Origin of the sequence: Corallococcus sp. AB038B (assembly GCF_003668955.1) — a bacterium.
GTDB classification, from domain to species: domain Bacteria; phylum Myxococcota; class Myxococcia; order Myxococcales; family Myxococcaceae; genus Corallococcus; species Corallococcus exiguus.
The window spans coordinates 1412291-1424817 of record NZ_RAWO01000001.1 but is presented as its reverse complement, the minus strand read 5'-3'; the positions used below and the strand labels follow the sequence as shown (position 1 = coordinate 1424817).

Genomic DNA, 12527 nt, shown 5'->3' with positions numbered 1-12527 from the left:
GTCCTAGGAGCCTATCGAGGCATGTACGGCTCGGGCAACGGCGGCGCGCGCGCTCGCCGGCTCCAGCACCTCCGCCTCTCCGCCGAAGGATAGCACCCACTGCGTGAGCCAGCGCTCACTGTCTCCGGCCACCCGCACCTCCACCCCTCCGTCAGCGAGCGGGCGGGCGTCCTGGCCGAAGCGCTCCTTCACGTAGGGTGCCGCCGTGGGGGTGAAGCGCACCCGGACGGAGGCCTCGCTGGCGCCGCGGGCCGGGTTGGGCACGTCCGCGCGGGCGTCCGGAGGGGGCTGGAAGGCCGTGGTGGTGACGGCCAGGTCCTCCATGCGGTCCAACCGGAACAGGCGGGCGTCCTGGCGGGTGTGGCAGAAGCCCTGGAGGTACCACTGGCCCCGGTGGCTGAGCAGCTCGTAGGGGCGGACCCGGCGCGGTTCCGCCGGGCGGCCGGGGCTGGCGTAGCCGAACGTCACCTCCAGCCGCTCCAGGATGGCCCGGGTGATGGGCCCCAGCGCCGGGGGCGCGTCCGCGGAGGCGTCGATCTTCCGGTACATGTCCCGGAAGCGCTCGCGGGCGGCAGGCGGGATGATGTTCTCCAGCTTGGTGAGGGCGCTCTGGAGCGCGTCGCCGGTGGCCGGGCGCAACAGCTCCGCCGCGGCGGCCAGGGCCGCGGCCTCGCCCGCGGTCAGCCGGGGCGGCGCGAACAGGCGCTGATCCAGGTCCACGTAGACGCGGTCGTTGTCCACGTAGATGTCGATGTAGTCGTCCGGGTTGAAGGGCGGCCGGCCCACGCAGGTGAGCAGGTCCAGTTCCTCCAGCAGGTCCTCGCGGCTGATGTTGAGGGCCTTGGCCAGGGCCTCCACGGTGACGCCGGGGTGCTTCGAAACGTAGGGGACAAGGAACAGCAGGCGGCGCAGCCGCTCATGGACGTTGCTCATGCGCTCACCCGCTGACCTTCCACCGGCGCGTGCTTCGCCAGGATGTTCGCGGCCATCCGCTCCAGGCGCTCGCGCGCCTCCGGAGGCCCCTCCACACGGCAGTCCTGTCCCAGCGACAGGACGAAGCGCGTCAGCCCGTCCAGGAACGTCACCGGGAAGCGGGCCCGCACCACGCCCTCCGACACCGGCTCCAGCGCCGCGCCCGGGAACAGCGAGCCCGCACGCGAAGCCTGCGGCCCCGTCAGCTGGAGCGTCACCTCCAGGGGTTCGTGGAAGCGGTACTGCCAGGGGAAGTAGGCCACGTGGGCGTCCAGCGAGAAGTCCGCCGGCACCTCGAAGTCCGGCGTGCGCGGCCGGGCGGTGTTCACCTTCAGCTCGCGGATGCGGTGGACGTGGAAGGTGCGCAGGCCCTGCCGCAGGTGGCAGTAGCCCACCAGCGTCCACACGCCGCGCCGCAGCGCCAGGCCGTACGGGTCCACGCGCCGCTCCGTGACGCCGTCCTTGCGGGGGCTGCCGTAGGTCAGCTGCACCCACTTGTGGGCGGAGCACGCGTCCCAGAGCTGCTCCAGGCGGGCGGAGACCTCCTTCTCCTGCCCCTGCTGGCCGGTGCCCAGCTCCATGCGCACGCGCGGGGTGGGCAGGGATTCGCCGGCGAAGAAGCCGATTTTGCGCAGCGCGTGCGCCAGGTCGTCGCGGCCGGGGAACGCGCCGGACGCCAGCGCGGCGGACCCGGCGGCGTAGAGCACGGCCAACTCCTCCTTCGTGAGGTCCGCCTCCGGCAGGTAGTAGACGTTGCGGTCGACGAGGTAGCCGTCGCGCCGCTCGTCGTCGCCCTGCACGTAGCTCAGCGGGAAGCCCAGCTCGACGAGTTCCGCCTTGTCGCGCTCGAATTTGCGCTCCGCGGCGTCATCCGAGCCACCGTAGTCAGCGGGGAAGTGCTCACGCAGCTCGGCCCACGAGATGGGTTCCCGCGCGTCGAGCAGCAGTGCCACGAGATCAAGGATGCGTTCCGTGCGGTCCATTCAGGTGATCGGTGACCATGGCGGACAGGACCCGGGAGATCAAGAGACCGGGGACTTCCGGGGTGGGAGAAAGGGGCAGGCCAGGAAACGAACAGAAAGGGAACAGCGGAGGGCACTGGCTCCGTCCAAGGGGGGATAGCCGCCCCAACCTGAACAGGCAAGCAGGTACCGTCATGTACCCCTCGTTTCGTCCGCAAGCCAGCAGACAACCCCAGGTGTGGGGCTCGCACTCGGGGCGCGTCTGGGTTATTCCTTGGCCATTGTCGATTTGGGTGAGAAGCGACAGCGGGCCTCCTGGAGGCTTTGCTGGCTGCCGTGGGGCCGACGCGGCGGACCGAAGCTTTTGACGAGGGCTCGACCATGAACCACACCTCCCTGCTGAAGAAGTGGCTTCCCGGGCTGGCGCTGGTGCTACTGGCCTTCGTCTCCGCCCCGGCGCACGCCCGCTCCGAACCGCTCTACTTCGCGCTGGAGGTCCGGCGCGACGGCCGGCTGATTGCCCAGCCCAAGCTGCTGGGTGAAGCGGGCCGCACCCTTCGCGCCGAGCGCCGCCGTCCGGGCGCGACCGTGCCGGACTACCGGCTGGTGCTCACGCCCAAGGGCGAGGGCGACTCGTTCCAGCTCCAGGTGGACCTGTCCCTGCCGGAAGGGGAAGGCCACTCGCAGCTCGCCCTGCTGCACGGCCAGGAGCGCAAGCTCCAGCTGGGCCGGGTGCCTGGGGAGCTGGAGGTTTCGCTGCTCCTGATGAAGGTGGACTCGCCGGAGTTCCGCGCGCTGATGCGCCTGACGGAGCCGGCGACCGGCACGGTGAAGTCCGTCTCCTGCTCCATCTAGGCGGCCTTTGCGTGGACCGCGGCTACAGCACCGCCAGGTCGTCGCGGTGCACCGCCTCATCCAGGTAGCGGTAGCCCAGCACCGCCTCGATGTCCATGCTCCGCCGCCCGGCGATGCGCCTGAGTTCATTGGCGTCGTAGGTGGACAGGCCCCGGGCGAACACCGTCCCGGCCGAGTCCGTCAGGTCCACCGGGTCTCCCCGGCCGAAGTCCCCCTCCACACCCGTCACGCCGCTGGGCAGCAGGCTGCGCTTGCCGGTGACGATGGCCTCCTTCGCGCCCGCGTCCACCACCAGCCGGCCCCGGGGCCTCAGGGCGTGGGCGATCCACGCGGTGCGCGCGCTGCGGCGTCCGGCGGGTTCGAAGAGCGTGCCCACGGCCTCGCCCTGGAGCACGCCGCGCAGGCGGCCGGGCACCGCGCCGGAGGTGATGACGCAGGGGATGCCCAGCTCCGCGGCGCGAGCGGCGGCGCGCACCTTGGACGCCATGCCTCCCGTGCCCACCTCGCTGGTGGCGTCGCCAGCCAGGGCCAGCACGTCCGCGGTGACGCGCGGCACGGCGGGCATCAGGCGGGCTTCGGCGTCCTTGCGCGGGTCGGCGGTGTAGAGGCCCTCCACGTCCGACAGGAGGACCAGCGCGTCCGCCTCCACCACGCCGGCCACCAGGCTCGCCAGCGTGTCGTTGTCGCCGAACTTCAACTCATCCACGGACACGGTGTCGTTCTCGTTGATGACCGGCACCACGCCCGCGGCCAGCAAGCGCTCCAGCGTGTGCTTCACGTTGAGGTAGCGCCGGCGCTCCTGCACGTCCTCGTGGGTGAGCAGCACCTGGGCCACCGTCCGGGCCGCGTGACCGAACGCTTCCTCGTACGCCTGCATCAGGCGGCTCTGCCCTACCGCCGCGCACGCCTGCTTGCCTGGGATGTCCCGGGGGCGCGCGGGCAGCCCCAGCCGCTCCATGCCCAGGGCGATGGCGCCGCTGGACACCACCACCAGCTCCCGGCCCCCGGCGGCCCACATCAGGTCCTGCCCCAGCGCGTCGAAGTGGGCACGGTTGAAGCGGCCCGTGGCGCTCGTCAGCGCGTTGGTCCCAATCTTCACCACCACGCGGCGGGCCCCGCGCAAGGCGTTGCGTGCGGAATCAGTCACAGGGGCAGCGTAGGCTGGAACGGGAAAGGACGCGCGTGGCCGGTTGTTCACCAGGCTGCGCGACACACCGGCTGGGGGGCTTTGTCATGAAACGCGGGTGGCCCCAGTCCATCCAATGCCTTGAATGCAGCGCGGGTCGTTCGATGTCCGCGCCAGGAGAAACGGTTTGAAGGAAATCTTCGGCAACACCCTGGGCCTGAAGTCGAGCGAGCAGCAGCGGCTGCGCAACACCTTCCGCCGCCGCGTGGATCCGCGCGAAATCGTGTCCGCGGAGCTTGCCCGCCACCTCACCGAGCTGTCGCACGAGCTCAACCGTCAGGTGGGCGTCCTCATCAACCGCAAGGGCGACATCGAGCACGTCGTGGTGGGCAACGCGCACAAGCTGGAGCTGCCGGACATCGGCCGTGCGCGCGCCGGTCAGATTCGTCTGCGTGGCCTGCGGCTGGTGCACACGCACCTGAAGAGCGAACCCCTGACGAAGGACGACCTCACGGACCTCGCGCTCCTGCGCCTGGACTGCGTGGCGGCCGTGGGCGTGGGCAACGAAGGCCTGCCCGGCGTGCTGCACTGGGCCTACCTGGTGCCGGAGAACGGCGCGGGCGAGTTCTGGCACGTGTCCACCCTGCCCTCCGTGCACGTGGAACAGCCGGACCTGCTGTCCACGCTGGACGCGCTGGAGGAGGAGTTCAACCGCAAGGCCGCCGCGCGCACGGTGTCCGGGAAGGAGCGCGCCATCCTGGTGGCGGTGTGCCTGGACGGCAACCGCGCCCGGGCGGAGTCCTCACTCGCGGAGCTGAAGGAGCTGGCGCGCACCGCGGGCGTGGAGGTGGTGGACAGCGTGCTCCAGATGAAGCGCGAAGCGGATCCGCGCTACCTCATCGGCCGGGGCAAGCTGGAGGACCTGAACCTGCGCTCCATGCAGTCCATGGTGGACCTGCTCATCTTCGACAAGGACCTCACCCCGTCGCAGGGGCGGCACATCGGAGATGCGACGAGCCTGAAGATTCTCGACCGCACACAGCTCATCCTGGACATCTTCGCGCAGCGCGCGCAGACGGCCGAGGGCAAGCTGCAGGTGGAGCTGGCGCAGCTGAAGTACCGGCTGCCTCGGCTGGTGCAGGGGGATGACTCGCTCAGCCGCCTCATGGGCGGTGGCGTGGGCGGCCGCGGCCCGGGTGAGACGAAGCTCGAAATCGACCGTCGCCGCGTGCGCGAGCGCATCACCAACCTGGAGCGCCGCATCGACGTCATCAGCCGCGAGCGCAGCGTCCGCCGGGCGCAGCGCAACCGGCGCGAGGTGCCGGTCATCTCCATCGTGGGCTACACCAACGCGGGCAAGTCCACGCTGCTCAACGCCATCACCAACGCGGAGGTGCTGGCGGAGGACAAGCTGTTCGCCACGCTGGACCCCACGAGCCGCCGGCTGCGCTTCCCGCAGGAGCGCGAGGTCATCATCACCGACACGGTGGGCTTCATCCGGGACCTGCCCAAGGACCTGGTGGCGGCCTTCCGCGCCACGCTGGAGGAGCTGTACGACGCAAGCCTCCTGTTGCACGTGGTGGACGCGAGCGACCCGGCACGCGACGACCAGGTGGAGGCGGTGGAGAAGATCCTCGCCTCGCTGGGCTTGATGGAGAAGCCGCGCCTGATGGTGTGGAACAAGGCGGACCAGCTGTCCGCGGACGAGGTGGAGTCGCTCTTGCGCTCCCTGGGCGGCGTGGCCATCAGCGCGGTGAAGCGCGAGGGCCTGTCCACGCTCCTGGCCAAGGCGGACATCACCCTGTTCGCCGAGGGTGCGTCCGAGTCCATCGGCGTCGTCTGACGGTGGGCGGGTTGTCGGCGCGGGGGCCCTCCCCGTAGAGTCGGGGGGCCTTGGCTCCCGCGCTGAAACTGCTCATCCCTCTGTTGACGGCCCAAATCGAAGGCCTGCCCGGTCAGGACTCCGGGCCGGACTACGACCGGCCCGTCTCGTCCATCACCACCGGCTACATCGAGCTGCTCGAGAAGAACAGCCACATCGTCTACCCGGTCATCGCCGTGGTGACGCTGCTGCTCATCGGCTGGGGCATCCTGTCCGCGTGGAGAACGCAGGACATCGACGGCCTGCAGAAGAACGAGTTCAAGCGCGCCATCATCAACCAGCTGCGCTCCAACCTGAGCGGCATGCCCGGCGACCTGCTGGGCCGCACCATCGGGTTGGACCGGCTCAAGACGAACCGCCTGCTGGAGGAGATGCAGACGGAAGGACTCGTCCTGAGCCACACCAACTCCGAGCGGCTCACCGTGTGGCGCGTGCGCGGCGCAAGCCCCGAAGCGAAGCCGCGCCGCTACTAGCACCTCGCGGCGTCTTCAGACGCCGGACAGCTCCGACTTCGGCTGGCGCGTCATCAGGTCCACGACGGCCATCTTGGCGTTCTTGCCCTCGTAGGCGATGAGGTAGACCTGCTCGCAGATGGGCAGCTCCACGCCCGTCTTGATGGACAGGTCGCGCGCGCTCTTGGCGGTCTTCACGCCCTCGGCGACCTCCTTCATCTCCGCGAGGATGTCCGGCAGCTTGCGGCCCTTGCCCAGCTCCATGCCCACGTGGCGGTTGCGGCTGAGCTCGCCCGTGCAGGTGAGCACCAGGTCGCCCATGCCGGACAGGCCGGAGAGCGTCAGCGGGTTGGCGCCCTTGCGCACCGCCAGCCTCGTAATCTCCGCCAGGCCGCGCGTGATGATGGCGGCCCGCGCGTTGTGGCCCATGCCCAGGCCGTCCGCCATGCCCGCGGCGATGGCGATGACGTTCTTCAGCGCGCCGCCGTACTGCACGCCCACCACGTCCGTGGACGTGTACGAGCGGAAGGTGTCCGTCTGGAGCGCCTTCTGACAGCGCTGGGCCACCTTGTCCCAGTGCGACGCGATGGTCACCACCGTGGGCATGCGACGGGCCAGTTCCTTGGCGAAGCTGGGGCCGGAGAGCACCGCGACGTACGGGTGGAACTCCTCCGGCAGACAGTCCTCCAGCAGCTCCGTCATGGTGAGCAGCGTGCCGTTCTCGATGCCCTTGGACACCGTGACGAGCGGCACGCTCTTGGGCAGGAAGTCCTTGGCGCGCGCGAGCACCTCGCGCGTGGCGTGGCTGGGCGTGGCGAGCACCACCATCTCCGAGCCGGCCAGCGCCTCCTCCAGGTCCGTGGTCGCGCGCACGCGCTCGGAGAGGGGGATGCCCTTGAGGTAGGTGGCGTTCTCGTGGTGGGTGTTGATGGCCTCCACGGCGGAGGGCTCACGGCCCCACAGGCGGACTTCGTCGCAATTCACCGCGAGCACGTTGGCGAGCGCCGTTCCGAACGAACCTGCACCGATGACACTGCCGCGCATGAGCTGACCTCGGGTCGAGAGGGGGAAGGGGGATTTCAGAACAGCGTGGACACCACGCCCACGGACAGCGTGGGCATGAACTCCGCGTCCGAGGAGCGGCTGCGGAAGTCGCCACCGAACGAGACAGCGTAGGACGTCTTCTCACCCACGGGAAACTCCGCGCCCAGCCGGACAAGGACGGACGCATCCAGCTTCCACGCGGGCGGCACGCCAGACAGCGGATCCTTCTGGATGGGGTCCATGTCGAAGGCCATCAAGGCTCGGACGTCCAGGTACGGCCGCCACGCGCGCGGGCTGTCGCCCTGGAAGGACGCCACCAGCCCCGGGGCCACGTTCCAGTCGCGCCGGCCGCTCAGGTAGCGCGCGCCCTTGTCCTCCGTGTCCGGGGGACGCAGGAAGAACGCATGGCCGCCGTCCACCACGAAGGCGAGGCTGACGTTGTCGCTGTCCAGGAGGGTGAAGCGGACGCTGGCGCGCAGCTCGGTCATCAGGCCGTAGACGGTGTCCACGCCCAGCCCCAGGTCCAGGTGCTCCAGCACGCCGTACATGCCGCGCGCGGACACGAAGGGGAAGCCCAGCTCCATGCCCACGCCCGCGTGTCCGGAGCCCAGTGACCGGCCGCCGTAGAGCCCGTAGCGATTGGGAGCCTGGGGTGGAGGCGGCGGACGGGGAGCCTTGACGCGACGGCGCGCGGATGGCGGCTCGGCGAGTGGCGTCGGAGCGGCCCGGGGCGGCGGAGGCGGAGGCGGCGCGGGGACAGGAGCGGGGCTGGAGGCCCCGGGGAAGGACTCCCAGCCCTCGGCTTCGGGCGGCGGCTGAACGCGGGAGGGGACTTCCTCGCCGGGAGCGGCCTGGGGACTCGCGGGGGCCGGTGGGGCTTCCGAAGCGGGCTTGCCGGGTTCGCTCCAGGACTCGTCGGGGGTCGCGCTCCGGGGAGGCGGACTGGATGTCTGGGCCCGGGCGGGAATGGCCGGCGCCAGGACCAGGATCGACAGGCTGAGGAAACCGGGGAGGCGCATGGTGGAGGAAGGCAGGCAGCCTAGCCCACGCTCCGCCCATGAACGAGGCCGGCCTGCCCGACCTCTCTCCCGCCATCCGGTCGCGTCCGGAAAGCGGCAGCCGCGCCACAATGCTGATGACGAGGGCCGGGCACGGTCTACCATCCGCGCCGCGCGCATGGCGTCGGTGAGGAGAGCCAACGGGATGAGGGTCGGACGGGGTGCACTGCTGATGGCGCTCGCCCTGGGCGCGTGCAGCAGGCCCGGTGCGGGCACGGACGCGACGGGAGCGTCGGATGCGGGGGTCATCGGGATTCCGGGACGGCCGTCCACTCTGACGCTGCCCTCGTGCGAGGAGCTGCTTCCAGCGGACCTGCGCGACCTCACGCTGAACGGCTTCACGATGAAGGAGGAACGCGCGTGTCCCACGTGCGGGCCCGTGTGCTCGCTGCGTTCAGCGGCGCTGGCGGGCGTGTCCGTGTCGGTGGCGTATGACTGCCAGCCGAACTACGCGAACGCGGATGTGCGCGCGCTGCTCGAGCCCACGCTGAACGTGGGCGGTGAGGAGATTCCGGCGCTGGGCAAGGCCGCCGCGCGCCGTAACCCCGTGCAGGGCATGACGCAGGTGGTGGCGTGGGATGACGACACGCCGTGCGTCGTGGTCGTGACCTGGCTGGGGGATGACCCCGACCGCGCGATGGACGTGGCCCGGCTCGCGGTGACGTCGAATCACGGCGTGAGGGATACGACGGCGGACGCGGGCTCGGAGCTTCCGGCCGACGCGGGGGACAGCCTTCTGCTGGATGAACCGCTGGAGCCGATGGACAGCCTTACCGCGCCGCGCTCGGGCTCGAAGGACCTGCTCTCCGCGCCTCCAGGCTCCGTGCCGCCGCCCTCCCCTGCCCCGCGTCCCGCCGCGATGGCGCCGAAGCCCGTGGTTCCCGCACCGGCTGCGAAGAAGCCCGCGCCCTCGGCGCAGTAGCCCGCGGCGGACTCAGTAAGGCCACTTCGCGATGGCGTAGGCGTGGGTGGCCTTGTGATTGAGCCACACGAGCAGCAGTGCCACCGTCCAGCGCAACGCCTTGGGACGCGTGGCCAGCCAGTCGCCCGCGACGAACATGACCGGGAAGAGCACCGCGCCGAAGCGGAAGGCATTTCCCAGGTCGCCTTGAGGCAGCATCACCAGAAGTGACAGCAGGACATAAAGGCCCAGGGCCCGGTCGCGTCGCCACAACATCACCCCGAACACCAGCCACGCGGCCCCGAAGACGTTCCGCAGCACCAGCCAGCCGTTGAATCCCTTGTGCCAGGGATTGCCGAACCACAGCCCCCGGATGGCGCCCCAGACAGAGTCCACGTGATTCCACTCCCGCTGGGCCTTCAGGAACATGAAGGGGTCGCCGGAGCGGCTCCACTCGAAGACGAGCAAACCTCCGAACGCCACCAGCGCCAGACACCCCATGAAGCCGAACCGCACGAAGCGCTCGCGCCACGACGGTTCGCGCATGGCTGCCAGGAGCGCGGCGGCGATGGCCACGAAGCAGCCCTGGTTACGCGTGAAGATGCACAGCGAAACCAGCACGGCCGAGGGCAGGAGCAGCCCACGCGAAGCACACGCCAGGGCCCCGAACGACAGGAGCAGGAAGAGCCCCTCCGTGTGGTGCGAATGGAGCGCGAAGCTGGCGGGAGCGTAGAGGAAGACGAACCACCCCCAAGGCGTCCGGGCCGTCATCCCTTCGCGCTCCGGCCCCTGCCGCGCCCAATGGGTGTTCCACGCGACGAAGCCCAGCAGGCATGCCGTGGACAGGGCCGCGCCGACGACCTGGGGCGGCAGCGTGCCCCCCAGCCCCTGCCGCACCAGCCAGACCAGGCCCGGGTACAGCGGCAGGAAGGCCCAGAGGGGCCATGAGTAACCCTCCAGGACCAGCGTGCTGTAGTGGTGCGAGTCCCAGCGATCCAACACCAGGAGCGGTGGGATGTCCCGGCGCCAGGCCGTCCACGCCCAGAGCCCGAAGTGGTGGACCAGGAGCAGCGCCACCAGGCCCCAGGGCGAAGACGCGATCTTGAGACGGAGCGAACCCGCCGACTGAGAGGTGGGACCCATGAGCGGGGGTCTCCATGCCCTCGCGGCACGGCTCAAGCAAGAACCCTTCGCGGCGCGGCCATCTCCCGAGGGAATGACCGCGCCGGTGCGGTTCGCTACAGCGTCTCCAGGTACGCCACCAGGTCGTCCATGTCCGCGTCGGACAGCCCCGCCGTCGTGCCGTGCAGGTTCGTCTCGCGGCCGTTCATCAGGCGGGCCTTGAGCGTGGGCGCGCTGCCGTCATGCAGGTACGGCGCGGTGCGGCCCACGCCCAGCAGCGACGGCGTGTTGAGCCCCGCCTTGATGACCGCCGCCGCGTCCTGCAGCACGCCCGAGAGCACGAACGTGCCCACGTCCACGTTGCGGTTGTCCGTGAGCGCCGCGCCCGTGTGGCACGTGTCGCACTTCGCCTGCGTGAAGAGGGCGGCGCCGCGCGTCTGGGACGCCGTCAGCGGCTCGCCCTGGAACGCGTTGTCCGGCGCGGGGATGGCGTCGATGAACGCTCCCAGCTTCGCCACCGTGTCCGCGTCCAGCTCCTGGCCGCCCATGCGGTCCTTCACCGTGGCGCTCATGAAGTCCCCCAGCGCGGAGAACTCGCCGCTCCAGTGGAAGGGCGCCGTCGCCGTGGTCATGCGACCCGCCAGGCTGGGCGTCTGGCGCGGCCCGTCCGGGAAGCCCCACACGTGGCCGTCCTCGCGGCCCTCCAGGTGGCACGACGCGCAGGACACCGCCACGGACGGGCTGGTCATCCGCGCATCCACCGCGCTGAAGAACAACCGCCGGCCCGCCGCCGCCATCGGCGACAGCGTGTCGCCCACGATGACCAGGCGCTCACCCTCCTCGCGGATGTCCCCTAACGCGTTGCCGCTGGACCCCAGCGTGCTGACCGTGTGGTCGAACGCGTTGTAGACGTACGCCTTGCGACCGTCCCGCGTGAGCGCGATGCCGTTGGGGCCCGCCCCCACGGCAATCAGCTGCCGCACCGGGCTCGTCTCGTTCACCAGGTCCGAACCGGAGCGGCGCCACGAGGGCAGGATGGCCACGTTGTTCGAGTCCTGGTTCACCAGGAACAGCCACGCGCCCGTGGGGTCCACCACCGCCGCCGCCGGCCCCTGCAGGGGCGTGTCGAACAAGGGGCTCGCGACGAGCGACGTGGGGTAGTCCGGCTTCTCCTCCGGCGGCGGCTTGCACTCGTCCAGGTCGTCCACCACCGGGCGGGGCGCTTCGTCCTCCGCGTCGAAGGTGATGAGGCCCGCGGCCACCACGCCGCCACCGGCCGACGCGCCGCAGGGCGTCCCGCCGCCGTACATCGACTCTCCCGGATTGGGTCCGCGGCCGTCCACGGGCCCGCCCAGCGGATCCTCGCGCGACCACAGCACTGGCGCGAAGAGGCGCCGGCCATCCGGAGCGCTCAACAGGTCCACCATGCCGCGCGACCGGAAGGAGCGCGGGCCCTGCTGGGGATTCATGGGCAGCGGTTCGAACTCCGAGGGGGCAGCAGGGGGCGACGGCCGGTTCGCCTTCGCGAGCAGGTCCGTGCCGCCGCGCATCACCTGGGGCTGGTTCGCGTCCGACAGGTCCACCGTCATCACGTCGCCCTGCCGGAACAGCGACACCGCCGCCTTGCGGCCGTCCTCCAGCAGCGCGATGCCTCGCGGCTCCTCGCCCAGCGGCAGCTCCCAGCGCGCCGTGAGCGTGCCCGTGTCGATGGCGGTGAGGCTGCCCCGCGCGGCGGACTCACGCATGGCGCTGTTCACCACGTACAGCGTGCTGCCATCCGGAGACAGCGCCATCCCCGTGGGCTCCACGCCCACTTCAACGCGCGCGGCCTCCACCGCGTCTCCCTTCCGGATGACGGACACGCTCCTGCCGCCCCGGTTCGTCACGTACACGGTGTCGTCCGGGCCCACCGTCACGCGCTCCGGACGCGGGCCCACCCGCACCTCGGACACCTTCTCCCGGCGCGCGGTGTCCACCACGGCGAGGATGCCGTTGTCCGCGTCCACCACGTAGAGCAGCGAGTCGTCCCGGCTGAGCGCCACGGACCCGGAGGAATTGCTCCAGGTGCCCGCGACCTCACGCTCCTTGCAACCCGACAGCACCAGCGTCGTCACCGCGCACAGCGCGGCCCATCCCTGCCGTCGCATCGGAAA

General features: G+C 70.7%; 11 protein-coding genes. 4 read left to right on the top strand and 7 right to left on the bottom strand.

The window, feature by feature from the left end:
- Positions 1–3 precede the first annotated feature (3 nt).
- On the bottom strand, positions 4–933 hold the full coding sequence (locus D7Y04_RS05940; RefSeq protein ID WP_120576863.1) for a YafY family protein: 930 nt from the start codon (positions 931–933) through the stop codon (positions 4–6).
- Positions 930–1955, bottom strand: a complete 1026-nt coding sequence (locus D7Y04_RS05935; RefSeq protein ID WP_120576864.1) for a YafY family protein — start codon at positions 1953–1955, stop codon at positions 930–932. The genes D7Y04_RS05940 and D7Y04_RS05935 overlap by 4 nt, the downstream gene beginning before the upstream one ends.
- A 360-nt stretch (positions 1956–2315) precedes the next feature.
- Here D7Y04_RS05935 and D7Y04_RS05930 point away from each other — a divergent pair, with 360 nt between their 5' ends.
- A complete protein-coding gene (locus D7Y04_RS05930) occupies positions 2316–2789 on the top strand; it encodes a hypothetical protein (RefSeq protein ID WP_171809096.1) in 474 nt (157 codons plus the stop codon).
- Between the two features lie 22 nt (positions 2790–2811).
- Here the strand turns inward: D7Y04_RS05930 and proB are convergent, their stop codons facing one another.
- Positions 2812–3936 carry a glutamate 5-kinase gene (gene proB, locus D7Y04_RS05925; protein ID WP_121759290.1) on the bottom strand — a complete coding sequence of 375 codons (1125 nt, stop codon included), beginning with the start codon at positions 3934–3936 and terminating at the stop codon, positions 2812–2814.
- Positions 3937–4102: 166 nt separating this feature from the next.
- Between proB and hflX the strand changes: the two genes are divergently transcribed.
- Positions 4103–5758 carry a GTPase HflX gene (gene hflX / locus D7Y04_RS05920; RefSeq protein WP_169827771.1) on the top strand — a complete coding sequence of 552 codons (1656 nt, stop codon included), beginning with the start codon at positions 4103–4105 and terminating at the stop codon, positions 5756–5758.
- A gap of 50 nt (positions 5759–5808) precedes the next feature.
- On the top strand, positions 5809–6270 hold the full coding sequence (locus D7Y04_RS05915; protein WP_233596986.1) for a hypothetical protein: 462 nt from the start codon (positions 5809–5811) through the stop codon (positions 6268–6270).
- A gap of 15 nt (positions 6271–6285) precedes the next feature.
- Here D7Y04_RS05915 and D7Y04_RS05910 read toward each other — a convergent pair whose 3' ends face one another.
- Positions 6286–7293, bottom strand: a complete 1008-nt coding sequence (locus D7Y04_RS05910; RefSeq protein WP_120599463.1) for an NAD(P)H-dependent glycerol-3-phosphate dehydrogenase — start codon at positions 7291–7293, stop codon at positions 6286–6288.
- Between the two features lie 35 nt (positions 7294–7328).
- Positions 7329–8312, bottom strand: coding sequence for a hypothetical protein (locus tag D7Y04_RS05905; protein WP_233601379.1), 984 nt, complete (start codon positions 8310–8312; stop codon positions 7329–7331).
- Positions 8313–8496: 184 nt separating this feature from the next.
- Here D7Y04_RS05905 and D7Y04_RS05900 point away from each other — a divergent pair, with 184 nt between their 5' ends.
- A complete protein-coding gene (locus D7Y04_RS05900; protein ID WP_147477045.1) occupies positions 8497–9273 on the top strand; it encodes a hypothetical protein in 777 nt (258 codons plus the stop codon).
- Between the two features lie 12 nt (positions 9274–9285).
- Here D7Y04_RS05900 and D7Y04_RS05895 read toward each other — a convergent pair whose 3' ends face one another.
- A complete protein-coding gene (locus tag D7Y04_RS05895) occupies positions 9286–10395 on the bottom strand; it encodes a hypothetical protein (RefSeq protein ID WP_120581506.1) in 1110 nt (369 codons plus the stop codon).
- Positions 10396–10490: 95 nt separating this feature from the next.
- Positions 10491–12521, bottom strand: a complete 2031-nt coding sequence (locus D7Y04_RS05890) for a c-type cytochrome (protein ID WP_121758589.1) — start codon at positions 12519–12521, stop codon at positions 10491–10493.
- Positions 12522–12527 lie beyond the last annotated feature (6 nt).

Excerpts from the sequence above, each read along its gene's own strand:
- D7Y04_RS05910 (WP_120599463.1), bottom strand. The coding sequence starts at position 7,293 with ATGCGCGGCAGTGTCATCGGTGCAGGTTCGTTCGGAACGGCGCTCGCC.
- D7Y04_RS05895 (WP_120581506.1), bottom strand. The coding sequence starts at position 10,395 with ATGGGTCCCACCTCTCAGTCGGCGGGTTCGCTCCGTCTCAAGATCGCG.
- D7Y04_RS05940 (WP_120576863.1), bottom strand. The coding sequence starts at position 933 with ATGAGCAACGTCCATGAGCGGCTGCGCCGCCTGCTGTTCCTTGTCCCC.
- D7Y04_RS05900 (WP_147477045.1), top strand. The coding sequence starts at position 8,497 with ATGAGGGTCGGACGGGGTGCACTGCTGATGGCGCTCGCCCTGGGCGCG.
- D7Y04_RS05890 (WP_121758589.1), bottom strand. The coding sequence starts at position 12,521 with ATGCGACGGCAGGGATGGGCCGCGCTGTGCGCGGTGACGACGCTGGTG.
- D7Y04_RS05935 (WP_120576864.1), bottom strand. The coding sequence starts at position 1,955 with ATGGACCGCACGGAACGCATCCTTGATCTCGTGGCACTGCTGCTCGAC.
- D7Y04_RS05905 (WP_233601379.1), bottom strand. The coding sequence starts at position 8,312 with ATGCGCCTCCCCGGTTTCCTCAGCCTGTCGATCCTGGTCCTGGCGCCG.
- D7Y04_RS05930 (WP_171809096.1), top strand. The coding sequence starts at position 2,316 with ATGAACCACACCTCCCTGCTGAAGAAGTGGCTTCCCGGGCTGGCGCTG.